This is a genomic window from Candidatus Spongiihabitans sp. (assembly GCF_965247905.1).
Classification (GTDB): Bacteria; Pseudomonadota; Gammaproteobacteria; order Arenicellales; family Poriferihabitantaceae; genus Spongiihabitans.
Genome location: NZ_OZ252047.1, coordinates 2721524 through 2745845, shown reverse-complemented (window position 1 = coordinate 2745845; position 24322 = coordinate 2721524). Strand labels below are relative to the sequence as shown.

Here is a 24322-nt window from a genome sequence, read left to right as displayed (position 1 = left end):
CGCACCGAAATTTTAATCTGTTCCGTTACCAAGATTTGCTGACCAAGCACGAAGAATTAAAGCGTCTGATGAAGCAAACACCGTTCATCAACGGCGGCCTGTTTGATTGTCTGGACAGCGAAGAGGCGACCGGAAAAGGCGGCTATCGACTGGACTGCTTCAGCGACAATAACAAACATCGAAAACTGCTTTCTGTTCCCAACCGCCTGTTTTTTGACGACCAGCGCGGCCTGTTTCCACTGTTTAATAAATACAAATTCACGGTGGAGGAAAACACGCCCATTGAGCAGGAAGTCGCACTGGACCCGGAACTGCTCGGCAAAGTGTTTGAAAACCTGTTGGCGGCGTACAACCCGGCGACGAGCGGAACGGCGCGCAAGCAGACCGGCTCTTATTACACTCCGCGGGCAATCGTGGATTACATGGTGGACGAGGCATTGGTGGCGAGTTTGGCGGAGAAAGTAAAACCGACGGACGGCGACTCGAAGTTTTGGCAAGAGCGGTTGCATTATCTGCTGGATTACGCGGATGCCTGTAATGATGCAAAAGAACTATTCGATGAAAAAGAAGCGGACGGAATCGTGCGGGCGATTTCTGAAATTAAAGTACTGGACCCGGCAGCCGGTTCCGGCGCCTTCCCGATGGGCGTCTTGCACAAATTGACCTTGGCACTGGGCAAACTGGACCCGGAAAACAAGTGTTGGCGAGAGTTGCAAAAGAAACGCGCCGTGAAAGAAACAGAAGTCGCCTACAGCGAACAAAAAGACCGCGCTGTCCGCGATGCATTGCTACAGGAAATCAGCGACACTTTTGAACGTTATTCATCCGACTTCGGGCGCAAGTTATACCTCATCCAAAACAGCATCTTCGGCGTGGACATTCAGCCGGTTGCCTGCCAGATCGCCAAGTTGCGCTTTTTCATCTCGCTGGCGATTGAACAGCGACGCGATGACAACCAGGAGAACTACGGCATAAAGCCGTTGCCGAATCTGGAGACGCGCTTTGTCGCCGCGGATACGCTGATCGGATTACAATTAACGCAACGAGATGCACTGCAATCTGCTGAAATCAGGACATTGGAAGAACAGTTGCAACAAAACCGCGAGCGGCATTTCAACGCCGGAACCCGCCGTAAAAAACTGGAATGTAGCAGGAAAGACCGGGAATTGCGTAGTAGCCTGGCAGAAATTCTGAAAACACATTATCAGCGCGATGGCGTATGGCAGGAGGCACTGCAGATTAACGATAAAGTCACGCGCACCCTCACCGCTCAACTGAATAAATATAACGCACAAATCACCGCAACGAAACAAGCAACGCTCATGGTCGATGCGAATCCGCGCGAAACGCAAATGACCGATGAAAAGGTCGCCAAGTTGGAGCAAAAAATCACCGATAAACAAAAATTGGCGCAGCTGATTAGCAAGCGCGACGAAGCGGTGCGCGATAATGAAATTTGGGAGCAGGCAAAATTCGCGGCGGAAAAAAAGAACGAGATGATTCACGCCGAAGCACAAAAAATAGCCGCATGGGATCCCTACGACCAAAACGCCAAAGCAGATTGGTTTGATGCGGAATGGATGTTTGGTGTAACCGACGGTTTTGATGTGGTGATTGGAAATCCGCCGTATGCGCAATTGCAAAGGGATGGTGGACGGTTGGGCAATTTATATAAAAATTGCAACTATCAAACATTTACAAGAATGGGCGACATTTACATGCTCTTCTACGAGCGGGGTCTGAATTTGCTTACTTCGGACGGCTTGCTTTGTTACATCACATCAAACAAATGGATGCGGACGGGTTACGGCAAAAGCATCCGAAAATTATTGGCGCAAACCACCACCTTGCGCGTCGTTGTGGATTTTGGTGAATTGCCGGTGTTTGAAGCTGGCACAGACCCTACCATAGTGCTGACCCAAAACAATACGTCGACAATAGCGCACCATTGCACCGTTGCGGTGATTAAAGATGCCGCCGATATTATCCGCGTTGGCGAAGTGGTGCAACAACAAGGGTTTGTTGTAGCCGTAACCGATTTATCCACCGATGGCTGGACGCTGGAGAGCCCGGCAGTTTTGTCGTTATTGGAAAAAATACGTGGAACAGGAAAACTGCTTGGCAAGTATGTGCAGGGGAATATTTATTACGGCGTTAAAACAGGTTACAACGAGGCGTTTGTTATTGACGAAGCAACAAAGGAATTACTCATTACCCAAGATCCGAAAAGTGCGGAGTTAATCAAGCCGTGGTTACGCGGGCGCGATATTAAAAAATGGCGGGCCGAATGGTCCGAAGATTACTTACTCTTTGTTCAGCATGATTGTAAAATTGACAGTTATCCTGCGGTTAAGAAACATTTGGAAAAATTTAAACTGAGATTACTAGAACGGAGTACGCCCGGACCGGATAAATGGTTTGCTATCCAAGCTAATACGACATACCACAAAGATTTTTTAAATCCTAAAATTGTTTTTAACGAAACCTCAAAAGAACTTCACGCCTTTGTTGATTATGAAAAACTATACATAAATAAGACAGGCTTTATTATTCTTGCTCCCGACAATGGCTATCTCTTGGGTGTGATGAATTCCAAAATGATGGATTATTACTATCGGCACACTTTTCCCGCATGGGGCGATCCGTGGCATGGCGGACGAGTGCAGTTTCGCGGCGACCGTATGACAGCGATTCCAATAGCCGCCGCCGACCAAAATCAACGCCGCCAAATTGCTCAGCGTGTCCACAAAATCATGGAAGCCTCTCAAAACCCGGAAACCGCAAAACTGGAAACCGAAATAGACCAACTTGTTTATCAACTCTATGCTCTAACCGACGAGCAAATAGAAACTATTGAGAAATCTTATCAATGAACCATTTTATCAACGAACCGAAGCCTTCTCATTTTGGCGGAGATTGGTCGCAACAAAAACTCTCAGTGTTGTCCAAATACCTATCCGCTTACACAACGGTTCTAAAAAAGCAAAATTTCTCTCTGATTTATATTGATGCTTTTGCCGGCGCTGGAAAGTTGGATATTCCCAGTGAGCATAGCCTAGACAGTCAGTCACTGCTAATAGAGCAGGAAGAGCGTGATGAGCAGGAGCAATATCGGCACGGTTCGCCTTTGATGGCACTTGCGACCACCCCGTCTTTTGATAAGTTTATTTTTATTGATAAAAACGAGCAGTCTTTGCAAAATCTGTGTGATGAAATTACTAGGCAGAACCATGCAGAAAAGTCTGTTAACTACCTAGTTGGTGATGCCAACGAGGAGATCGAGAAAATTTGCGATAAGGTAGATTGGAAATCTCACAGAGCAGTTGCCTTTCTCGACCCATTCGCCACAGAGGTTGAATGGCGTACGATTGAGACAATAGCAGAAACTCAGGCGGTTGATTTGTGGTTGTTATTTCCGGCTATGGCGGTTAATCGAATGATGACTACAACCGGGGAAGTTCCTGCACAATGGCAAGAAAAACTCACCAGGTGTTTTGGTACGGACGCATGGAAACAAGTTTTTTACAAACCAAATACACAACAACGATTGTTTGATGGCGCATCCAACAGGAAAGTTATGCGTCCATTTGAAGTTCTCAGTGGATTTGTCAACGATCGATTAAATTCTATATTCCCTGGTGTTGGCAAGCGCAATTTAATACTAAAAAATTCAAAAAATTCCCCGCTGTTCTTGTTATGCTTCGCTTGCTCCAATCCTAACCCCAAGGCGTTAGGCTTGGCTTTGAAAATTGCTAATCACATTATTGATACTTCATCATGAGCAAATCCCAAATCGAATGGACCGAACAAACCTGGAACCCGGTCACCGGTTGCACCAAAATATCGGCGGGGTGCAAGCACTGCTATGCCGAGACCATGGCGCGTCGTTTGCAGGCGATGGGCACACCGGGCTATGAAAAAGGCTTTGCCGTGGCTTGCCACGAGAATCGATTGTCGGTGCCGCTGTGCCGCAAAACGCCGACGATGTATTTCGTCAATTCCATGAGCGATCTTTTTCATCCGAAAGTGCCGTTCGCGTTCATCGACAAAGTCATGCAAACAATTTGCGAGACCCCGCAACATACCTACCAAATCCTAACCAAACGCCCGGCAACCATGGCGAAATATTTCACCCGCCGGCGCGTACCGCATAACGCTTGGCTTGGCGTGTCGGTGGAGAACAAAAGGCACGGCGTTCCGCGCATTGACGTATTGCGGAGTATTGATGCGACAATCCGCTTTTTATCAGTGGAGCCGTTGCTGGAAAATATCGGCGAACTCAATCTCGCCGACATTCACTGGGTCATCGTCGGTGGCGAAAGTGGTCACAAAGCCAGGCCCATGCGCTCGCAATGGGTGGCCGACATCAAGCGTCAATGCCGTGCCGCGAACGCCCGCTTCTTTTTCAAGCAATGGGGTGCCTATGGAAAAGACGGTGTGAAGCGCAACAAAAAGACCAATGGTAGAATATTTATGGGCCGCACCTGGGATGAAATGCCTGTTGTTGCGGCATAAGCGTTTTATTTTTGCCAAGCCTATTTTTGAAAAATAACGGATCTTTCGTTGTCTTTGACTGCTGATTGGTGAGCCTGGCCCAGCCTACTATAGCCACCTGTTATAATATTCGTTATGCATCCTCTCGCTATTGTCGGTGGTTATGTCCGCGTGGGTTTATAGCCAGCAGCCATGAAAGAACTCTCGATCCATTGGAATAAACGTGTTCACTACCCCGGCAAGTTTTGCTCCATATTGTGGCGATGCCGCAAAAACCTTTCGCCCAATGGCACGCACTTTTTTTACGGCGGGGGTAAAATCGCCATCCGCACTCACCAAATAGGCGACATCGTATTGCCCTTCGTATGCCATGGAAACCATATCGGTCGCCAGCATCACATCCACCGCCTTCTCGATCCAAATCGGGGCACTCACAGCTTGAGCGATACTGGTTAATTCATCAACGGCATTAGACGGTAAGTCCATATCATCCCGGCGCGGCAGGGCATTCAGCCAGTTTTGAAGTTTTTTGTTTGAGTCTTTCGCTGGTCGCATTTCCAGACGTCCCAAAAAAACATTGATTTGATTAAACCGTTCCAAATGCGCGATAAATTTGCGTTGCATTCGATAACGCGTCAGGTCGCCCTTTTGCTGAACCCTGCCTATATAGTAGCGCGTCTCGACCCACTGCCGCGTACCGACCAATTTTCTGGAAAACGCTTCGTAATCAAAATCAATGCCAGCGCTCAATTGGATTTCGTGCATATTGTGATAAAAATTATTGCCGTCAATAAAAATAACGGCATTCTCGTTCTTGGCGTTCATAGCCCCGCTCTGCTGGTCAAAAAAAACCCCGGCGTGTATCCGATTGACACCAGATAGACCCCGGGGGGATTAACGCCTTTCGGGCGCGGGTGGCATTTTACACTAAAAAACCATAAGTCAACCACATTTTCCAATATTTTTTCTTAAAGGGTCTTAAATAGAGACTTTTGCATAATCCATAATCATTTCTCATAATCTCACTTCTGAGATTTTTTAGGGTCTTGACTCGTTAACACCCTAAAGATATTTCCAAAAAACCTCGTTTTTCTTGAAAAACGTTCACAAACCAACCCGATTTACTTGCTTTGGTTGGTTGGTTGGGTTGCTGTTTTGCCTTGCCCCCCGCCTTTTAGACGCAACACGCCGGTGAACTTCGCATTTGCTTGAAAATATTCATCCCGGTTTTAAGATTATGAGTCATCGCAATCAGTTGCGCTCTGCTTTTGTTTCTTTCCAGCCCAAGGTATCTTGCCTGACCTAATCCGTGATGTTGTTTTAATAGCCCAAAGGTGCGCTCGACGATATAACGGATGCCTGAACGTTGCCTGTTTTGCTGTTTTTGTTGGTCGGTCAACGGTTTGTTTCTATAAGCCCGGTGCAGAACTTTATTGTTTTGCCGGCCCAGTTTCTGGTCGTTCTCCCGATTGGCATATGCGCTGTCCGCGTAAACTTGCCCATGGGTTTTGACCAGCAGTTTGTCCCTCTCTTGCGAGTCATGCGCATTGCCTGGCGTGCAGGTCATCTTCTTGACAAAACCATGTCCATCCGTATTGGCGTGCATCTTGAAGCCGTAGGTGGTTTTGCGCTTGCCGTCAGCGGCGACCTTGACGTGGTAACCAGCCTCCGGGTCTTGCGTGTTATTGCCATCCTTGCCCTTGCGTTTGCGTGATTGCTTGGCTTTTATCACCGTGGCATCAATGATGTTGATTGAACCGACTGAGACGATAATGCTGTTTTGCTCCAGGTGCGTGTTAATTTGCTCTAATAGCGGCTCTAAAAGGTTCTCAGTGTTCAGCAGGTTTCTGAAACGCCAGATGGTCGTGTGGTCTGGCACCGCTTCACTCAAACTTAAGTCAATAAAGCGCCTGAACATCAAATCCCTGGCAATTTGTTTTTCCAAGGCTTCATCGCTTAGGTTATACCACGCTTGCAGGATTAGAATCTTGAACATCATCAGCGGCGGGTAGGCAGGCACGCCTCTTTTAGATGAGTATAGATTGGACAGGGTGGTCTCTATCTCTTTCCAGTTAATGATGCTGTGCACATCGTCAAGTTCGCTCAGGGATTTATGCTCGACCACAAGCATGTCTGCCATTGAGTGTTGGGCGGTTTGTTTACAGGACATTTTGAGTTGGTTTTGGTGGTTGTTTAGAGGTTTCTTATTTTACCAGATTAAGTATGATTTAGGCTTGATTTATGCAAAGGTCTCTCCCTATTGGAAGCGACTAACATCAACCCCCCCCCCTATCATAACTAGCCTAAGGAAACGGAGCCGCAAAGGCTCCGTTTCAATCGCCAATGCGCGGGATATTAAACGCCTAAAACGCGATTTCGCTGACGCAAATATTCCTGATCCGAAATTTTCGTCCAACCACCCACTTCGGCGCGCGCTTGCACAAAGCTGTCGTGGACGCGTCGGGCTAAATCGCTATGCTCGACGGTTTCCGCAAAAACTTCAGCGGCAGCCTGGCCGAATGAATCGTAGATGTCATCACTGAATTTACGCAGTTGCACGCCTTGTTCGTTGATCAGCTTGGTCAGCGATGCGCCATTCTTGGCGTTATACTCAGCCATCATCACATCGTTTTCCATGGACGCGGCCGCTTCAATGATTGCCTTATCGGCAGTGGACAAGCCTTCCCAAAAATCCTTGTTAATGCCGGCCGCCAACATTGCGCCAGGCTCGTGCATGCCGGGATAGTAATAGTACTTGGCCGCTTCATAGAACTTCATTGCGGCATCGTTCCAGGGGCCAACCCATTCGGTCGCATCAATCGCGCCGGAAATCAGGTTTTCATAAATCTGGCCGCCCGGCAAGGATACCGGTGATGCGCCCAGTTTGGACAGCACATCGCCGCCCAGTCCGGGAATCCGCATTTTCAAGCCCTTGAAGTCATCGGCGGAGTTCATTTCCTTGCGGAACCAGCCGCCCATTTGCACACCGGTGTTGCCGCACATCAGGTTTTTGAGGTCCGAATCCGCGGCCAGTTCATCCCAAAGCGCCTGGCCGCCGCCAAAGCGAATCCAGGCATTGATTTCAGTATAGGTCAAGCCAAACGGCACCGAGGTGAAGTAGGCCCAGGCCGGGTGTTTGCCTTTCCAGTAATAATCCGCCGCGTGATAGATCTGCGCGTTACCCGATGCCACTTCATCGAAGGAGTCAAACGCGCCAACCCGTTCACCGGCGGCGAAATAGGAAATTTCGAATCGACCATCGCTCATGTCGCTCAGCCGCTGGGCGAAACGCTGGGCGCCAGTGCCCAGACCGGGAAAATCTCGCGGCCAGGTGGAAACAATGGTAATTTCGATGCGCTGTTGCGCGATGGCGGGGGCCGTCAGGGTGGATGCTCCAGCGGCAACTGCCGCAACAGCACCGCCTTTCAATAAATCACGACGTTTCATAATAATATTCTCCTCAAATGGTATGGATAGTCATTTGCGTTGGTGTTAAAAAATGGTTCAAAAATAATAACGGCAATAATAACGGCGGGCGACGCATTCGCCAGCGCGCTTGAACTGTATCATATTCCTGTCAGCAGGTTCAGTAAAGCAGGAATGATAGCGGGTATTGAGGCAGGGACTGCTCACCGCTTGGCGCTTGCACGAGCCGATTGTAACCCAGCGATCCAAAAACCTAGTTCAACACCGCAGGCCAGTTTTTATCCGCGGCCACGATCAACCCCTCTTTATCGCTGCGCCAACGATTATTGATCTCCTGATTATAGTTCAGGTATAACTTGTCTTCATGGATAGTCCACAACAGCGGGTCGCCGCTGGCAGTACTCCCCTGGGACACCGCCCAAGCGCAGTAGCCGCCGTATTGCGGCGCGTATCTTTGCGGGTTTTGGATAAACTTGTCGAGATTTTCCTGGCTGGCAAAATGCCAGTCGGCATCCTTGTATTCCGTCTTGAACGCCTTTTCCCCCTTGATCGGCTGAGCTGCGTTGAAATAGGAAGTCACGTCATAGCCACCGGCGGCAACGCTGCTGAAATAGGTGGTATAGATTGGATCTTCCTCTGACCAGGCGGCGCTCGGCGACATAATTGCCGCCAGCGCGAATAAATAAGTCAGATGACGTAGATGGTTTTTCATGGCTTGTTTCTCGTCTGTCTAAAACCGTTAGCGGATGATTTCCGCGCCAATATCACGAATAAAATGCGTCGATATGCGACTTACGACCGATTCGATGCCATAAAGTTCGCTCGGCGGGTTTTCGCCGCCGTTCTTTTCCGGTCATTTTCTAATGTGGGTTGCAAACCGTTATCACGCGAGCCCTTGCGGCGGTTGGAATATTTAAAGCGTGGAGACAAGAAATAGTATGAACAGGACGACCAAACCAATGGGGATGAGCGCGCCGCCCCAGTCTTTCGGGGCTTGCCTGCTTTTTTCCAGCGTGGCTTTAATGCCGGGGAAAAACCAAAATATGATGATCAAGGCGAAAACGCCGATCATCAGTTTTTCCCAGATTTGCATTTATGCTGTCGGCGGTGACGACACTGCCGAGCGCAGGATTTTTTGCGTTAGGCTAGGCGTGCAAGACGGGAGGTCGCGCGCGTATATTAATACGTAAGCGACCGAGCGGCGCAGCACAACACAGGCAAATAATTGCTCCTGCATTATTTGCACTCCCGCCGTCCCTGGCAGTCGGCAAATAATTGCTCCTGCATTATTTGCACTCCCGCCGTCCCTGGCAGTCGGCAAATAATTGCTCCTGCATTATTTGCACTCCCGCCGTCCCTGGCAGTCGCATAACGGAAAAAAGGCAAGCGGCGACGGTGTCATCAGTCCCTGACCAGCGTGAGGAATTCAGTGCGGGTGCGGTGGTCGGTTCGGAATGTGCCGAGCATCATGGAGGTTTTCATTATCGAGTTTTGCTTCTGAACGCCGCGCATCATCATGCAAAAATGCTGTGCTTCAATGATGACCCCGACACCACGGGCTTCGGTAACTTGCTCAATGGCCCTGGCGATTTGTTCGGTCAAGTTCTCCTGAATTTGCAGCCGACGCGCATACATATCCGTTATCCGCGCCATTTTTGACAGCCCAATGACTTTTCCGTTTGGCAGATAGGCGATATGGCATTTGCCGACAAACGGCAGTAGATGGTGTTCGCAAATGGAATATAACTCGATATCCTTTATGATCACCATTTGATCGTTGTCGGATTCGAAAATCGCGCCGTTGACCACCTGATCCAGGTTTTGCTGATACCCTTGGGTAACATATGCCAGAGCTTTAGCGGCTCGTCTGGGTGTGTCGGCAAGCCCTTTACGGGCCGGATTCTCACCAACCAATGCCAGCAGAGCATGATAGTGATCCGCGATTTTATCAGCGTTGCTCATGTTTGTTAGCAGATGCCTGTTGTCTGTTAGCGGGTATTTGTGGTCTGAATATTAACCCGAGTCAAGCCACTATTGTAGCATGAGTTGATCAGGCAATTGCTGATACCGATTGGGTTGCAGTTGAATGCGCCAACTACGCCGCAGCAACCGCAACCTTGAGCAATATAGCCGCCGAGATGCCGGCCTTCGACGCGCCTGATGCCCGCCTCGGTTACGGCTTGGCCGCCCGGTTTGGCTCGGCGGACAAGGCGGCAGCCTGGATTCCCGCCCTCCGGCCCGTCATTATCGGGCTTGACCCGATAATCCAGTGAGAAACCCCAGCGGCGAAGCCGCTGACATCACCCGGCGGCACGGCCGGTGCGCGCCGCCAACGACGCTACCGACACCCTGCGCTTCACCATCACGGTGGTGGAACCGCCGCGTTTTGACCCGGAGGTGATAGAGCAAACCTATACCATCAGCGCGCCTATCAGGTCCCTGCAACTGCCGACAGCCGGCGGCGGTCACGGCGACCTGTCCTACGCCCTGACGCAGGAGCTGCCGCCCGGGCTGGACTTTGACACAGATACCCACACTATCAGCGGCACGCCAACCCGGACCACGCGAGCCGGCACGGCCTTCTACACGGTGACGGACGAAAATGGTGCTTCCTCCAGTGGGTCATTCAGGGTGACGGTTGCCGCCGCGCTAAATTTTGCGACAACCATTGCGGACCAGATTTATACTTCTGGACGACCGATTAGCATGATGCTACCAGAAGTTATGGGCGGCACCGGCCCCCTGATCTATTTACTGAGCGGCGACGCCGTGCCGGGTTGGCTGCACTTTGATTTGGCAAGCCTCACCCTGAGCGGCACGCCGCTGGCTGCTGCAGCCGCCATCCCACTGAGTTGGACGGTGCGCGACGCCAACGACGCTACCGACACCCTGCGCTTCACCATCACGGTGGTGGAACCGCCGCGTTTTGACCCGGAGGTGATAGAGCAAACCTTATACCATCAGCGCGACTATCGCGCCCCTGCAACTGCCGCCGGCCGAGGATGGCGCGCCGCCGCTTCGCTACGCACTGCAAGGTCCCCTGCCGCCCGGGCTTGGCTTTGACCCGCTCACCCGCCGCATCAGTGGCACGCCGACCGTCCTCGGCACCACGACCCTGCCCTATAGCGCGACCGATGCCAACGGTGCCGTCGCTACCCGGACCTTCAGCATAACGATCACGTCGCGTCTGGCGTTCCCGACTCCCATCGGCATAGGCGATGCGCCGGATACCGATGAGATTGTGCTGACATTCGAGCGCGCCACGCCAATCACGCCGATCATCTTTCCGGAGGCCATCGGCGGCTTCAGCGACCGCCGCCATGATCTCAGCCCTTCGTCCTCCCTCACTAGGCTGGGGCTTGCGTTTAACCCGGCCACCCGCGAGTTGTCCGGCACGCCGATTTTGGCCGGCACGGGTCGCTTTGGCGATGGCTTTTCATTCGTCTACTCGGTGGAAGATCTGCGGCTCAATTTCGTCAGCAGACTGGTGCACATCACGGTGCTTGAGAATGGCGCCATACCGGCGTTCGTTTCCCTGGCATTCGCCGCGCCACTGACCGACCAAACCTTTACCTTGGGCGCGTCGGTCCATTTGGTTTTGCCGGATGCCACAGGTGGTACCGGCGCTCATCCCGTTTTCACCTATAGCCTGATTGGAATGCTGCCCCGTGGCCTGGCGTTTGATAGCGCCACCCCGACCAGTCTGCACCAAGGGCGCACGGTCACTTACCAAATCCACGATGCGGGGAGTGGCGGCGAACAACTCCAGCAGCAATTCACCATCACGGTAGTCGAGCGGCCGCATTTTACCGAGGCGGTGCTTGACCAGACCTATATCGCAGGCGTATCGATCACCCCCCAATCCTGCCGCAAGCCAGCGGCGGCATCGCGCCCTTGAGATATGACCTCGGCCCCGATGGCGCGCTGCCTGACGGACTGAGCCTCGATGTGGCCACCCACACGATCAGCGGCACGCCGCGCGCGGTAACGCCGTCAACACAACAGTCGTACACGGTGGAGGATTTGAACGGAGGCCACGACACCCTGTTCTTCCAAATTGAGGTCGTTGCACCCAGTCTTTCGGACATCACCGCGCCGGATGCGTATTCCACCGAAGCCACCGCCGCGCAGACACCGCTCTCGCCAGACGATTACGGCACGGCTACCTCAACCGATACCACCGCCATCATCAGCCATGATGTGCCGGATGCCTTCCCCTTGGGCGAGACCGTCATCACCTGGACCGCGTGAGATGCTACCGCATCTCACCTTTCCTTCATCGGTGAAGTTGCACTTAAGAGTTGAATCCAAGATACGATACATGGTTGGTCGCAGAGGCAACGCACTCATAAGCGACCAAAGCACAGCATCCCCCGCGATGGTTGAAGATAATATAGAGGCACTAATGCCGAACCCTTAAGCCGTCGGTGAAGGCTGATATTTGCGGATGGGCGCGCCGCCAGCAGTGAATCTCGTTTTGGGTCATGACAACTTAGACGGCTCTTTGCTCAACATCCCCAGCAATATTTTGCACACATCACGCTCTCCATCGTTGCACCTGAACTCACCTTCCTTGGGGTGCAGTGCAAACAGGTTTTTACGCATGCCTTACGGACAGGGCGCGACCGCCATGGACGGTGGAAGTGCAAATAATGTCGGGAACAATTATTTGCCGACCGCCAAGGACGGCGGAAGTGTCGATACCGTATGGAACGAGTATCGACCATGCCATCCGTGGCAATATTGTCTGGAACAAAAATCCGCCGACCTGTCCGCACGTGGGTGAAATAAATGCACCGTGAAACAGCATTTATGTCCACTGTAAAATACTTGACGATCTCCCTGAATTTATTCTCATAAATTCGTGAACAAATCACACAGTTGTTTTTTACTGCCATAATAATGCATTAACATGATTTCAACATGCTCAAGTTGTCATGACCCAAAATTATTATACAATGCCCAATTAGTTATGCCACAAAAAATGGAAATCACAGACAAGAAGTTATATGACATCATTAACAAAGTCCGAAGAAGCTTTATTGCTGCTACAAATGCACTACGATGCATACGCCAAGATAAAGCCATTTGCAGACAAACATGAACATCCGCACCCCACTGACACAAGGGGATGGTCACAAATACTTGTAAGCGCATTAACGGGGCTAAAAGGCTACGGAAGAGGAAAAGGGCCTGACTTAATAGATGGTTCTGACGTTAAAGCAGCCAATTGCTGGGATGCAATTGATACACCTAGATTTAACGGTTGTATAAAAGCAGGCACACAAGCATCAGCCGCAAATTCTTTGGATTCACTTGATGTGATGCCATATCTATTCTTCGTAATGTGGGATACAACAGAATCTACTGGTTTCAAGCGCTGCCGAATTTGGGTAACAAGAACACAGCAAGATACGGAATTTCGTGCAATGACTAGCAGATGGTATCAACAACGCATAGATGGAGAAATTACGAGCAATAATTTTCAGCTTCACCCACCAAGAAACCTTGACCACAATATCTTCAGGAATAATTGCGGAATACTGGAGTATCCATTGCTCTTTGAGGCGGTATTATCAAAAGGAAAATTTAATATTTCAAAATATGATGAAACCACTCTGCATTCAGGTCAGTGCAAAAAAGCTTGAAAACCGACTTGAAAGCGGTTACCTCCGTTTGTTTTTTAGATTATAATCTAAAAAACAAACGGAGGTAACTATGTCGCCCATACAAAAAACATATCAGAAATTATACTCATCATTTACAAATTTAAGGGAGCATCTTTATTCATCTGGGAGAATAGATGACTCGAATGCAAAATTAGATGAGCTGGTAAAGGTCTTGGCAATTTGTATTGCTGGGAATCGAGATTGGATAGACTCAAGTGAACTCGAATTGTTGGTGAATTTTGACAATCACCAACAATCGACTGTCAAAAAATTACGCGCCCTGTTCAAGAAATGCACTGCTCTTCCGCAATTTAAAAACAGAGATGGCTCATCGATTTTTGGTGCTAACGCTTCTCTCAACCTCCAAGACAGTGAGAATGAGTATGCCTTTTTATTACTTAAATCCGTTTATTCATCATTTTCACAGGCATCAAAACATTCAGATTCGTCAGAATCATTCGATCTTATAAACGAAGCATTTGGACATTTTATTCGCGATAATTTTAGAGGTAATATTGAAGATGCTCAATACATGACCCCACCAGAAGTAGTAGATTTTGTTTGTGACTGGGCGCTAGACGAATTAACTAAAAATAAGAATAATTCATTAAATAAAAACTTTCTGGTCATGGATCCATCTTGTGGCGTTGGGAGTTTTTTAGCCTCTTTTTATCTTAAAGCTGGAAAACTAAATAAAAAATACAAGAAAACTATATGCTCCATCGGACAAGACAAGGTGGACAGGATGGTTCGTCTTTCCAAAATAAATATGATGTTATTTGGCACAGACAACCACCAGATTGAGCAAGGCAACTCATTAGTCGGGAACACTTTTTTAGAAAAATATAATGGAAAGGTTGATTTAATAATTACAAATCCACCATTTGGAGCCAAAATTTCAAGTGCGGATATAGGGCTTGAGCATCTCGAAAACTACCCGCTATTCAATGACGTTGAAAATTTAACAAAAACTATTGATTCAGAGTTGCTATTCATTGACCGCGAGCTGTCCCTGCTAAAGGAAGGAGGAAAATTATTTGTTGTCGTGCCTGACAGCACTGTTTCAGCAAGAGGACTTTCGGAAACTCTAAGAGCCAGGATTGTTGAGCGAGCCATTTTAAAGGGTGTAATCGAGCTTCCAGCAGTAACATTCGCTCAAGCCGGAACTAGAACCAAGACCTCAATACTCTATTTGGAAAAAAACAGTTCCAAAGAGCATAAAGGATTAACAACAATGGCTACAGTCGAATCCCTGGGATTTCAAGTATCTATGCGCAAAGGCGTGGCCATTAAAAAATACGAAGGCGTTAATGAGCTAGAGGTCTTAAAGAAAAAGTTATTCATTTCAAACAGCAAAAAAGGCGTCGTTTCAGAAACACCCTCGTGCGTAAAAGAAGAAACCAAACTAATATTAAGTAATGCATGGACTGCCTCGCACTACAATGCTAAGCGAATCAATGCAACAAATGCCATAAGCGCTATTAGGGGATCTAAATCAAAAGAGCTTAAAGATATAGTTGCCTTTGAAACAAAAAACAGAAGAAGATTAAAAGAAAAAACAGGAAGTAAATGCATTAGCGTGCTTCATATTATAGGCGATGGATTTATAAACTTCCCCGAGTTGCTCAACTATGAACCAAAAACAAAAGGCAATGTTTGTTTTCCAGGCGATATTCTAATTGCAAAAATAAATCCAAGAATTCCAAGAGTTTTGGTTGTGCCTGAATTCTCATTTCCAACAACCTGCTCCAATGAGTTTGAAATCCTCACCGTTAAAGATGGGCACGACCCTTATTGGGTAGCGTTCTTGCTACAAAACGACCTTGTGCAAGATCAAATACAAAGTTTGACGTCTGGCACATCATCATCTCACAACAGAATAAAAACGAATGAACTTGAACAGGTTAAAATACCTGTGCCAAAAACCGAAAAATCTAAAAGTGATGCGAGCGCTCTCGCGAATAACTACAAAAACTCAATTGAAAGTATTGTTTCAAATTCTTTTTATATCCAAGAGTTGCGCGGTGCAAATAGCGGCAATCCAATGAAGGGGCAGGTCGCGACCTGTCCCTACAATCCGTAGCCGCGGTCACGCCCCTCCGCGGCTTGCGCGAAAATTCGCGCTATGGACTCTTTTTTCGTTTACAATCCCGGATCTTCCGCATTGCGTCCGGGTGGCGATACGGGGTAGCATCCCGGGCAGTGATAGAGTCGCGCGCCGCGCCACCACTTTGGATCAATCACCATGAACACGCAAACCAACATTAAAAAGTTACCCCCCCCCCCCCCCAGAAAATAGGGACAAGTCGGCGGATTTTTGTTCCAGACAATATTGCCACGGATGGCATGCGTAAAAACCGGTTTGCACTGCACCTCTAAGGAAGGCGAGTTCAGGTGCAGCAACTCTGGTTTGCCACATCCGAAACTGATAATATCGCAACCCCGCTGGAAACATTCAATGCCCCCGCCGCGGACGAAGCATTCACATTGTATGTGGTCTATCACGATGTTGATACGACATCAATCGGGGCGACTGGTGTGGAATTCAATGTGCATTGGAACGACAATATGTTGGAGTATGTTTCTGCTGCTGCCACAGCAGGCGGTGCTGTTCAAACGCCGCCCACCTCAGGTGATGGTGGTCAACTTGTTGCCACGCCCGAGGCAGACGTTCCTGGTGGTGTGAATGACGGCGATGCAGACACCACCCATGCCATTTACCCATCTTATGTTTCTACGCAAGGCGCTATTTTTACTGCATCACCAGTGGCTATTCTCAGTATAAGGTTTCGTTGGCGGGCGGATGCCGCCGCGGCAGACACAAGGCTCAACATTAGTTACGCAGGGAGTGCTGACAATAACGCCCCTAATCGGACAAGCACCGGCCTAACCATCAAGGCGCCGAACGCCGCGCCGATAATCAGCGTTGACGCCACGCCGCCGACTGTCACCGTCAACCCGAGCGGGGATGTCAGTGTGGATTATGCCGAGAATGGCACTGACGCCGTGGCGACCTTCAACGCGAGCGACGAGTCGCCCGCCGAGAACATCGCTTGGGAGTTGGGTGGCGCCGATAAGGATTTGTTTGACATTGCCGGCGGGGTATTGACTTTCAACACGCCGCCGGACTATGAAAATCCGACCGACACCGGCGTGCCACCGGACAACATTTACAACCTGACCATCACCGCCACCGCGAAAACCCAAACCAGCGACATCAACGCGCAGACCTTCGCGGTTGGCGGCAATGTCGTGATGCAACAGCGCGGCGCGATGACGCCAATGACACCGACACCGGCCATGACTACGCCATGCGCATGGACGCGCGCCTCGGCTACGGCATGAACGGCTTCACCGCGCCGAACTGGCTCGGCGGACGCGGTGGCTTGCTCACCCCCTACACCGAGATGACCCTGACAGACGACAGCCGCCGCTACCGCCTCGGCCTGCAATGGCAACTCGGCAAGCGCTTCAGTCTTGACCTGACCGGCGAACACACCGAAACCGACAGCAGCACCCCAACCGACTCCATCCTGCTCAAAGGCGAGTTGCGGTTTTAGGCGAGGCGCGACGGGTTTGTGGTGGTTGGCAGATTTTTGCTCCCGGCAAAATCTGCACTTCCGCCATCCCTGGCGGTCGGCAGATTTTTGCGCGTATCGTCTCTGATTATTGCCATGGACGGCATGGTCGATACTCGTTCCATACGGTATCGACACTTCCGCAATGAGACGAATAAGAGGATAAAAATAAAGCCTGCGTATCCAATCATATGACCGCAGTCCCGCAATCTGCAATGGCTTTGCGAGGCTGAAGCCTCACTTCCGGCAATCATGCCCATCTCGGAAGCGGGACTTTAGTCCTGCCATTTGCAATGGCTTGGCGAGGCTGAAGCCTCACTTCCGGTCGAACGTGTTCAGTGTCGCAATGATGACGAAGGCATCATCGCACAATCACAAGTTTGTCAGCGCGCGCTCGTTACCGCGATCGGTTTTTTTCGCACCTGTCTCGCGGCTTTTGCTCGCGCAAGTTTCGCTTGCTTGCGCGCTTCAAGTTTTTTGCGCAGCAACGCAAACTCTTCTTCGAGATCATCATACGCCTTCCGACATTCCGGGTCAGCTAACATTTTTGCTTTCAACTCTTCGTATGTTGTGTCTGCACGCGCTAATTTTTTACGGTTCATTTTTTCACCTCCGCTAAACGACGTTTGGCTATGTTAATTTCTCGGGTCGGCGTCTTTCTGGATTTCTTTATAAACCCGCGCAACATGATAATGCGGCGTCCGCTTAAAGTGCAGTAAAAAACGCGACCGGCGTTACCAGCAACATTAATCCGCAACTCAAACAAACCGCCAGACATTGCGCGAGTGTGCGGTAGCCCCAAGTTCGGCCCGTGTTCCTTCATGGCGCTGGCCAATCGAAAATATTTTGCCCTGAGACCAGCGGGCAAATTATCGACGAACTTTGACACATCATTCATAAGGAAAATTAATCGTGCATTCCATTAGCGCTATCCATTTTTCCAGCCGCCAACGATAATGCACTGACGCATCGCTGTCAATAAACTTGTATCGCGTCACCACAAGTTTGTCAGCGCGTACTCGTCATTGCGAGGAGCAACGCGATGTGGCGTTATCGCAACCCCCCGACCCTCCCTTATTATGGGGGCTTCATTTGCCCGCCGCCGACCCGCCCGTCATTATCGGGCTTGACCCGATAATCCAGTGAAAACCCCAGCGGCGCAAGCCGCTGACAATGCCCAGCGGCGCAAGCCGCTGACAATGCCCAGCGGCACCGTCCTGCCCCATCATAGCCTCAGCCTGCAATCTCCTGTAAACTACCTCATCCACAATCAACTACAGCGCCAAAGGTGGTGGACTTATACAGGCCCTCGATATGCGCGCGGGTTGCCTATAAACTTCGCGCATGACACTTTTTAGCAGACCATCGGTATAGTAATGAAAACCGTTGACATCAATCTTGGCGAGCGTAGTTACGCCATAAAAATTTCCAATGGGTTGCTGGGAAAAGGCGAGCAGTTGCTGCCCTGGATTCGCGGCCATCAGGCGTTTATCGTCACCAACGAAGTCGTGGCGCCGCTGTACTTGGAAAAAGTGAAGCGGGCGCTAAGCGGCAAGGACATATCGGAAATAATTCTTGCCGACGGAGAGCGGACAAAGAGCCTATCGACCGCCGGGAAAATATTTGACCGAATGTTGGCAGTTCCGCTTGACCGATGTGCGACGGTAATCGCGCTTGGCGGCGGCGTCATCGGCGACATGGCCGGGTTTGCTGCGGCGTGTTATCAACGCGGCGTCCCTTTCATTCAAATTCCCACTACGCTGCTGGCGCAAGTCGATTCATCGGTGGGCGGCAAAACCGCGGTCAATCATGCGCGCGGCAAGAATATGATCGGCGCGTTTCACCAGCCGCGACGCGTGCTTGCGGACACCTCGACCTTAGCCACGCTGGATGTGCGGCAATTCTCGTCCGGCCTCGCGGAAGTCATTAAATACGGCATGATCAACGATGCTAAGTTTTTCCGCTGGCTCGAAAAAAACATCAATGCGGTGATGCAAAAAGACGCCGCGGCGCTTGAATATGTCATTGAGCAATCGTGCATCAACAAGGCGAAAATCGTCGAACAAGATGAACGCGAAAGCGGAATCAGAGCGCTGCTTAATCTCGGCCATACTTTCGGCCATGCCGTCGAGACCGCGACCGGTTATGGTCAATGGCTGCATGGAGAAGCCATCGCGCTGGGTTTGGTCATGGCGGCTTACATGTCCTGGGAGCAAGGATGGATGGCTGAACCAGACCGGCAACGCGTGATAGCGTTGTTGGCACGAGCCGGGTTGCCGGTTGATCCTGTGGATGACGTATCCGCGGATGGACTAAAGGCATTGATGAGATTGGACAAAAAAGCGCGGGCTGGCAAAGTGCGTCTTATTTTACTCAAGTCAATTGGCGCGGCGTTTATTACCAGCGACTACGATGAATCCGCGCTGGACGCGACGCTAAAGCGCTACGCCACCGGGGGCAAATGAACGCATCGCCTCCGCCGCGCGGGCTATACCATCCGGACAATGAACACGATTCCTGCGGGGTCGGGTTTGTCGCCAATATTGACGGGCGCAAGAGCCATCAGATTATCGAGCACGGCTTGGAGATACTCAAGAACTTGACCCACCGCGGCGCGGTGGGCGCCGACCCCAAGGCCGGCGACGGCGCCGGCGTGTTGTTGCAGATTGGCGATGAATTTTTTCGCAAGGCGATTGCGCTGGACTTGCCGCAGCCCGGGTTCTACGCCGTGGGCATGGTGTTTATGCCGCCGGATGAGACCGCTCAGGCAACCGCGAAGGGCATCGTCGAGCATTGCATTTTGGCCGAGGGGCAACGTGTTTTATGCTGGCGCAGGGTGCCGGTTAACAACTCAAATCTTGGGGCCGGTGTTTTGCCCACCGAGCCTGATATTTGGCAGGTTATTGTGGGCCGTGGCCAGGGCCTTGAGCATCAGGATGATTTTGAAAGAAAGCTATTTGTCATCCGCAAGCAGATTGAAAAGCGAATTCGGCAATCGGATATCGAAGAAAATACCGGTTTCTATATAACCACGCTATCATCGCGACTAATCAACTACAAAGGCATGTTGCTGGCCAATCAGGTCGCGGAATACTACCCGGATTTGCTTGACCCGGACATGGCGTCGGCTTTTGCCATTGTGCATCAGCGTTTTTCCACCAATACTTTCCCGACCTGGGAGCTGGCTCATCCATTTAGAATGATTGCCCATAACGGAGAAATTAATACACTTCGCGGCAATATCAACTGGATGGCAGCGCGAAAAAGCACGATGTTTTCCGCTGTGCTGGGCGACGACATAGACAAGATTTGGCCGGTTATTCCAGATGGGCAATCGGACTCAGCGGCTTTTGATAATGCACTCGAACTACTGGTGGCGGGAGGATATTCGCTGGCCCATGCGATGATGATGTTAATTCCAGAAGCCTGGTCGGGAAACACCTTGATGAATCCGCAACATCGGGCTTTTTATGAATACCATGCGGCATTAATGGAGCCTTGGGATGGTCCCGCGGCAGTCGCTTTTACCGATGGCAAGCAGATTGGCGCGACGCTGGATCGCAATGGACTGCGTCCGGCACGGTATTTGATCACAAAAGATAATATGGTGGTCATGGCGTCGGAGATGGGGGTATTGAATATTCCTGAACACAACATCAAAAAGAAATGGCGCTTGCAGCCCGGTAAAATGTTTCTGATCGATCTTGACCAGGGCCGGATTATCGATGACCAGGAAATCAAAAACGACCTGGCCGCCGCCCACGACTACCAGTGCTGGCTGGATAACACGCAGATTGAACTGGGCTCGCTGCGTATCGCGGTTGGCGCCATGTCGCCGGATCCGGAAACGTTATTGAAAGCCCAGCAAGCATTTGGCTATACCCAGGAAGACTTGAAATTCCTGTTGCTGCCGATGATGCAAAATGGCGAGGAGGCGCTTGGTTCTATGGGAACCGATGTCCCGCCCGCAGTGTTGTCCAACAAGCCAAAACATCTTTCGCATTACTTCAAGCAAAATTTCGCCCAGGTCACCAATCCGCCGATTGATCCTATTCGCGAAGAGTTGGTCATGTCCTTGCTTTCGTTAATTGGGCCACGCCCTAACTTATTCGGCCAAAGAGATGGCGCGGGCGGCGGCGACACGTTAATCGGTGGCGATGGTGGCCAGGCAATGCGTTTAACCATTCCCCAGCCACTGCTGACCAACAATCAATTGGAGCGCGTTCGGCAAATTGAAGACCACACAAACGGCGCGTATCAAACCAAAACGCTAAACATGTGTTACTCCATTAAAGATAACAGGGGTAACGAGCATAAGCAGGGAGCGCAGGGTTTGAAAGATGCGATTCAATTGTTGTGCGATAAAGCGGAGCAAGCGGTATTGCAAAAAGGGTTTAATATCTTGATTCTGTCTGATCGCCGAATGGATGCGGATAATATTGCAATTCCGGCGTTGTTGGCAACCTCAGCGGTGCACCATCATTTGATTGCAAAAGGGCTTCGTACCGAATCGGGTTTGGTCATTGAGACTGGCGCTTGCTTGGAAGTGCATCATTTTGCCACCCTGGCCGGGTATGGCGCCGAGGCGATAAATCCTTATATGGCATTCGATAGCGTTAATAATATGCTTGGGATGTTGAATCAAAGATTAAATGCGAAGTGCCCGAAGGGTAAAAAGATAGATTTTGAGGAAGCGCAACAAAGATACATTCGCGCGGTCAACAAAGGGCTGAAAAAAGTCATGTCCAAGATGGGCATTTCCACCTACCAGTCGTATTGCGGCGCGCAGATTTTTGATGCCGTCGGGTTGTCAGAAAATTTCATCGACGCCTATTTCAATGGTACCAGTTCCACCATCCAGGGCATCGGTCTTGCGGAAATTGCCAGAGATATTCTTGCCTGTCATCATCATGCTTATGGTGATCATCCTCTGTATCGAACCCAATTGGACGCCGGCGGCGATTACGCGTATCGCGTGCGCGGCGAGGCGCATATCTGGAATCCCGAAACCGTCTCCAAGTTGCAGCATGCGACCCGAAGCGGCGATCCGAAAACATTTGAAGCGTTTTCAGACATGATCAATAAACAGGACCAGGCGCTGTTCAATCTGCGCGGATTGTTCGAGTTTCAATGGGCGAAGAAAAAAATTCCGCTTGATGAAGTCGAGCCGGCGGCGGAAATCGTCAAACGATTTTCCACCGGGGCGATGTCGTTTGGATCGATTTCCTCCGAGGCGCATTCTACCCTGGCAATAGCGATGAACCAGATTGGCGGCAAGTCGAATACCGGGGAGGGTGGCGAACAGGAAGCGCGCTACCGGCCACTCAAAGACGGATCAAAAAACCCCAAACGTTCTGCGATCAAACAAATTGCATCGGGTCGATTCGGTGTCACAACAGATTATTTGGTCAATGCTGACGATATTCAAATTAAGATAGCTCAGGGCGCGAAGCCTGGCGAAGGCGGTCAGTTGCCGGGCTATAAGGTCAGCGAGCAAATCGCCGCGGTGCGCCATTCAACGGCCGGCGTCGGGCTGATTTCACCGCCGCCGCATCACGATATTTATTCCATAGAGGATCTGGCGCAGTTAATTTTTGATCTTAAAAATGTCAATCCCGAAGCCAGAATCTCGGTCAAATTAGTATCCGAAGTGGGCGTCGGCACGGTCGCCGCTGGCGTGTCCAAGGCGCATGCCGACCATGTCACCATCTCCGGCTACGAGGGCGGCACCGGGGCCAGCCCGCTGACCTCGATCAAGCACGCCGGCTCGCCTTGGGAAATTGGCTTGGCGGAAACCCATCAAACGCTGGTGCTGAACAAATTGCGCGGCCGCATCGCGGTGCAGGTCGACGGCGGTGTCCGTACCGGGCGGGATGTTGCCATTGGTGCGTTATTGGGCGCCGATGAATTTGGTTTCGCCACGGCGCCATTGATTGTGCAGGGCTGCTTGATGATGCGTAAATGCCACCTCAATACCTGCCCGGTCGGCATCGCCACCCAAAACCCGGTGCTGAGAAAAAAATTCACGGGCAAGCCCGAGCACGTCATCAACTATTTTTTCTTCATCGCCGAGCAGTTGCGGCAAATCATGTCCAGGTTGGGCTACGCCACGGTTGATGAAATGATCGGGCAGATGGATCGGCTGAAAATGACCGACGCCATCAAGCATTGGAAGGCAAAGGGGTTGGATTATTCGCGGATACTGGCGAAGCCGAAGGTGGACGCGGCCGTGGCGGTTTATCAATGCGAGCAGCAAGATCACGGGCTGGATAATGTGTTAGACCGGAATATAATAATTCAGGCAAAGCCGGCGTTGGAAAAAGGGCAATCGGTGCAAATCCAGACCCGAATTTCCAATGTCAATCGCGCGTTCGGCGCGATGCTGTCCGGGACGATTGCCAAAAAATATGGTCATGCTGGTTTGCCGGACGACACTATCTATATTAAAGCCAAAGGCACTGCGGGCCAGTCGTTTGGCGCATGGCTTGCAAACGGCGTCACCATCACGCTCGAAGGAGATGCCAACGACTATGTCGGCAAAGGATTGTCAGGGGGGAAATTGGTCATTTACCCGCCGGCGGACAGCGCCATCGACGACCAGCGAAACAACATTATTGTCGGTAATACGGTGCTTTATGGCGCAATTAGTGGCCAGGTTTATTTTAATGGCGTGGCTGGCGAACGATTCTGTGTGCGCAACTCAGGCGCGCTGGCGGTGGTGGAAGGGGTCGGCGACCACGGCTGCGAATACATGACCGGCGGCGTGGTGGTTTGCTTAGGATCAACCGGGCGCAACTTCGCCGCAGGCATGTCCGGCGGCATTGCCTATGTGCTGGACGAAGACGGCCGGTTTGATTTGCGTTGCAACCAGCGGATGGTGACGTTGGAGGCGGTGGATGAGGATGCGGCCAATGAAAACAGTGACAATTTACTCGAAGCCGACGAGGCGCGGCTAAAGCGGATTATTGGCGATCATAAAAAGTTCACCGGCAGCGCCATCGCCAATCGAATACTGGATAACTGGTCGGCGTATCGCCAGCAGTTCATCAAGATTGTCCCGCATGATTTTCGCCAGGCGTTGCTGAAAATATATCAGGCGGCCAGCCATGAATCCGACTATGCGCCCGCAATCAAACAGGCGCGGCATGGGTGAAC

Annotated in this window: 25 protein-coding genes and 1 pseudogene; 16 read left to right on the top strand and 10 right to left on the bottom strand. The window is 50.8% G+C overall.

Annotated elements, in window-relative coordinates:
* The first annotated feature begins 35 nt into the window (after positions 1-35).
* Genes ACP158_RS14105 through ACP158_RS14095 form a run of 3 tightly spaced genes read left to right on the top strand, consistent with a single transcriptional unit; the run spans position 36 to position 4515 of the window.
* Positions 36-2873: an Eco57I restriction-modification methylase domain-containing protein gene (locus ACP158_RS14105; RefSeq protein ID WP_424946742.1), complete on the top strand. Its 2838-nt coding sequence runs from the start codon at positions 36-38 to the stop codon at positions 2871-2873.
* Positions 2870-3781, top strand: a complete 912-nt coding sequence (gene tcmP, locus ACP158_RS14100; RefSeq protein ID WP_424946741.1) for a three-Cys-motif partner protein TcmP — start codon at positions 2870-2872, stop codon at positions 3779-3781. Before ACP158_RS14105 ends, tcmP begins: the two co-directional genes overlap by 4 nt.
* Positions 3775-4515 (top strand): DUF5131 family protein, encoded by a 741-nt coding sequence (locus ACP158_RS14095; protein WP_424948478.1) that lies wholly within the window; start codon positions 3775-3777, stop codon positions 4513-4515. Before tcmP ends, ACP158_RS14095 begins: the two co-directional genes overlap by 7 nt.
* A gap of 156 nt (positions 4516-4671) precedes the next feature.
* Here ACP158_RS14095 and ACP158_RS14090 read toward each other — a convergent pair whose 3' ends face one another.
* Entirely contained in the window at positions 4672-5118 is a 447-nt protein-coding gene (locus ACP158_RS14090; RefSeq protein WP_424946740.1) for an NYN domain-containing protein, read from the bottom strand.
* Between ACP158_RS14090 and ACP158_RS14085 the strand changes: the two genes are divergently transcribed.
* Positions 5095-5376: a hypothetical protein gene (locus ACP158_RS14085; protein ID WP_424946739.1), complete on the top strand. Its 282-nt coding sequence runs from the start codon at positions 5095-5097 to the stop codon at positions 5374-5376. The two genes, ACP158_RS14090 and ACP158_RS14085, sit on opposite strands and share 24 nt — an antisense overlap.
* A gap of 292 nt (positions 5377-5668) precedes the next feature.
* On the opposite strand, the gene ACP158_RS14080 is transcribed toward ACP158_RS14085, so the two are convergent.
* The 5 genes from ACP158_RS14080 to folE all read right to left on the bottom strand — a co-directional run bounded on the left by ACP158_RS14080 (position 5669) and on the right by folE (position 9882).
* Positions 5669-6664, bottom strand: a complete 996-nt coding sequence (locus ACP158_RS14080; protein ID WP_424946738.1) for an IS5 family transposase — start codon at positions 6662-6664, stop codon at positions 5669-5671.
* A 185-nt stretch (positions 6665-6849) separates the two neighbouring features.
* A complete protein-coding gene (locus ACP158_RS14075; RefSeq protein WP_424946737.1) occupies positions 6850-7941 on the bottom strand; it encodes a TRAP transporter substrate-binding protein in 1092 nt (363 codons plus the stop codon).
* Between the two features lie 232 nt (positions 7942-8173).
* Entirely contained in the window at positions 8174-8632 is a 459-nt protein-coding gene (locus ACP158_RS14070) for a YHS domain-containing (seleno)protein (RefSeq protein ID WP_424946736.1), read from the bottom strand.
* A 201-nt stretch (positions 8633-8833) separates the two neighbouring features.
* Positions 8834-9013: a hypothetical protein gene (locus ACP158_RS14065; protein WP_424946735.1), complete on the bottom strand. Its 180-nt coding sequence runs from the start codon at positions 9011-9013 to the stop codon at positions 8834-8836.
* A 308-nt stretch (positions 9014-9321) separates the two neighbouring features.
* On the bottom strand, positions 9322-9882 hold the full coding sequence (gene folE, locus ACP158_RS14060) for a GTP cyclohydrolase I FolE (RefSeq protein WP_424946734.1): 561 nt from the start codon (positions 9880-9882) through the stop codon (positions 9322-9324).
* 155 nt (positions 9883-10037) lie between these two features.
* On the opposite strand from folE, the gene ACP158_RS14055 reads away from it, so the two are divergent.
* The 8 genes and pseudogenes from ACP158_RS14055 (at position 10038) to ACP158_RS14020 (ending at position 15672) form a co-directional block, all read left to right on the top strand.
* Positions 10038-10193: a hypothetical protein gene (locus ACP158_RS14055; RefSeq protein WP_424946733.1), complete on the top strand. Its 156-nt coding sequence runs from the start codon at positions 10038-10040 to the stop codon at positions 10191-10193.
* A gap of 46 nt (positions 10194-10239) precedes the next feature.
* The gene (locus ACP158_RS14050) at positions 10240-10983 is read left to right on the top strand and encodes a putative Ig domain-containing protein (protein ID WP_424946732.1); all 744 of its coding nucleotides are present in this window, start codon (positions 10240-10242) and stop codon (positions 10981-10983) included.
* Positions 10949-11041 (top strand): annotated as a pseudogene (locus ACP158_RS14045) (hypothetical protein); the annotation flags it as partial. The gene ACP158_RS14050 and the pseudogene ACP158_RS14045, both read left to right, overlap by 35 nt.
* A 120-nt stretch (positions 11042-11161) precedes the next feature.
* Positions 11162-11818, top strand: coding sequence for a putative Ig domain-containing protein (locus ACP158_RS14040; RefSeq protein ID WP_424946731.1), 657 nt, complete (start codon positions 11162-11164; stop codon positions 11816-11818).
* On the top strand, positions 11815-12171 hold the full coding sequence (locus tag ACP158_RS14035; protein ID WP_424946730.1) for a putative Ig domain-containing protein: 357 nt from the start codon (positions 11815-11817) through the stop codon (positions 12169-12171). The genes ACP158_RS14040 and ACP158_RS14035 overlap by 4 nt, the downstream gene beginning before the upstream one ends.
* Positions 12172-12523: 352 nt before the next feature.
* On the top strand, positions 12524-12706 hold the full coding sequence (locus tag ACP158_RS14030) for a hypothetical protein (RefSeq protein WP_424946729.1): 183 nt from the start codon (positions 12524-12526) through the stop codon (positions 12704-12706).
* Between the two features lie 223 nt (positions 12707-12929).
* A complete protein-coding gene (locus tag ACP158_RS14025) occupies positions 12930-13568 on the top strand; it encodes a MamI family restriction endonuclease (RefSeq protein ID WP_424946728.1) in 639 nt (212 codons plus the stop codon).
* 70 nt (positions 13569-13638) lie between these two features.
* Positions 13639-15672 carry an N-6 DNA methylase gene (locus ACP158_RS14020; protein ID WP_424946727.1) on the top strand — a complete coding sequence of 678 codons (2034 nt, stop codon included), beginning with the start codon at positions 13639-13641 and terminating at the stop codon, positions 15670-15672.
* Between the two features lie 59 nt (positions 15673-15731).
* On the opposite strand, the gene ACP158_RS14015 is transcribed toward ACP158_RS14020, so the two are convergent.
* The gene (locus ACP158_RS14015; RefSeq protein WP_424946726.1) at positions 15732-15992 is read right to left on the bottom strand and encodes a hypothetical protein; all 261 of its coding nucleotides are present in this window, start codon (positions 15990-15992) and stop codon (positions 15732-15734) included.
* Between ACP158_RS14015 and ACP158_RS14010 the strand changes: the two genes are divergently transcribed.
* Together ACP158_RS14010 and ACP158_RS14005 are read left to right on the top strand one after the other, a co-directional pair.
* Positions 15984-16934: a hypothetical protein gene (locus ACP158_RS14010; protein WP_424946725.1), complete on the top strand. Its 951-nt coding sequence runs from the start codon at positions 15984-15986 to the stop codon at positions 16932-16934. The two genes, ACP158_RS14015 and ACP158_RS14010, sit on opposite strands and share 9 nt — an antisense overlap.
* Positions 16931-17149: a hypothetical protein gene (locus ACP158_RS14005; protein WP_424946724.1), complete on the top strand. Its 219-nt coding sequence runs from the start codon at positions 16931-16933 to the stop codon at positions 17147-17149. The genes ACP158_RS14010 and ACP158_RS14005 overlap by 4 nt, the downstream gene beginning before the upstream one ends.
* Positions 17150-17550: 401 nt before the next feature.
* Here ACP158_RS14005 and ACP158_RS14000 read toward each other — a convergent pair whose 3' ends face one another.
* The 3 genes from ACP158_RS14000 to ACP158_RS13990 form a co-directional block, all read right to left on the bottom strand.
* Positions 17551-17769 carry a hypothetical protein gene (locus ACP158_RS14000; protein ID WP_424946723.1) on the bottom strand — a complete coding sequence of 73 codons (219 nt, stop codon included), beginning with the start codon at positions 17767-17769 and terminating at the stop codon, positions 17551-17553.
* Positions 17766-18065 (bottom strand): type II toxin-antitoxin system RelE/ParE family toxin, encoded by a 300-nt coding sequence (locus tag ACP158_RS13995; protein WP_424946722.1) that lies wholly within the window; start codon positions 18063-18065, stop codon positions 17766-17768. The genes ACP158_RS14000 and ACP158_RS13995 overlap by 4 nt, the downstream gene beginning before the upstream one ends.
* Before the next feature lie 190 nt (positions 18066-18255).
* Positions 18256-18435, bottom strand: coding sequence for a hypothetical protein (locus ACP158_RS13990; protein WP_424946721.1), 180 nt, complete (start codon positions 18433-18435; stop codon positions 18256-18258).
* A 108-nt stretch (positions 18436-18543) separates the two neighbouring features.
* Here ACP158_RS13990 and aroB point away from each other — a divergent pair, with 108 nt between their 5' ends.
* Both aroB and gltB read left to right on the top strand, forming a co-directional pair.
* Positions 18544-19632 (top strand): 3-dehydroquinate synthase, encoded by a 1089-nt coding sequence (gene aroB, locus ACP158_RS13985; RefSeq protein WP_424946720.1) that lies wholly within the window; start codon positions 18544-18546, stop codon positions 19630-19632.
* On the top strand, positions 19629-24320 hold the full coding sequence (gene gltB / locus ACP158_RS13980; RefSeq protein WP_424946719.1) for a glutamate synthase large subunit: 4692 nt from the start codon (positions 19629-19631) through the stop codon (positions 24318-24320). The genes aroB and gltB overlap by 4 nt, the downstream gene beginning before the upstream one ends.
* Positions 24321-24322 lie beyond the last annotated feature (2 nt).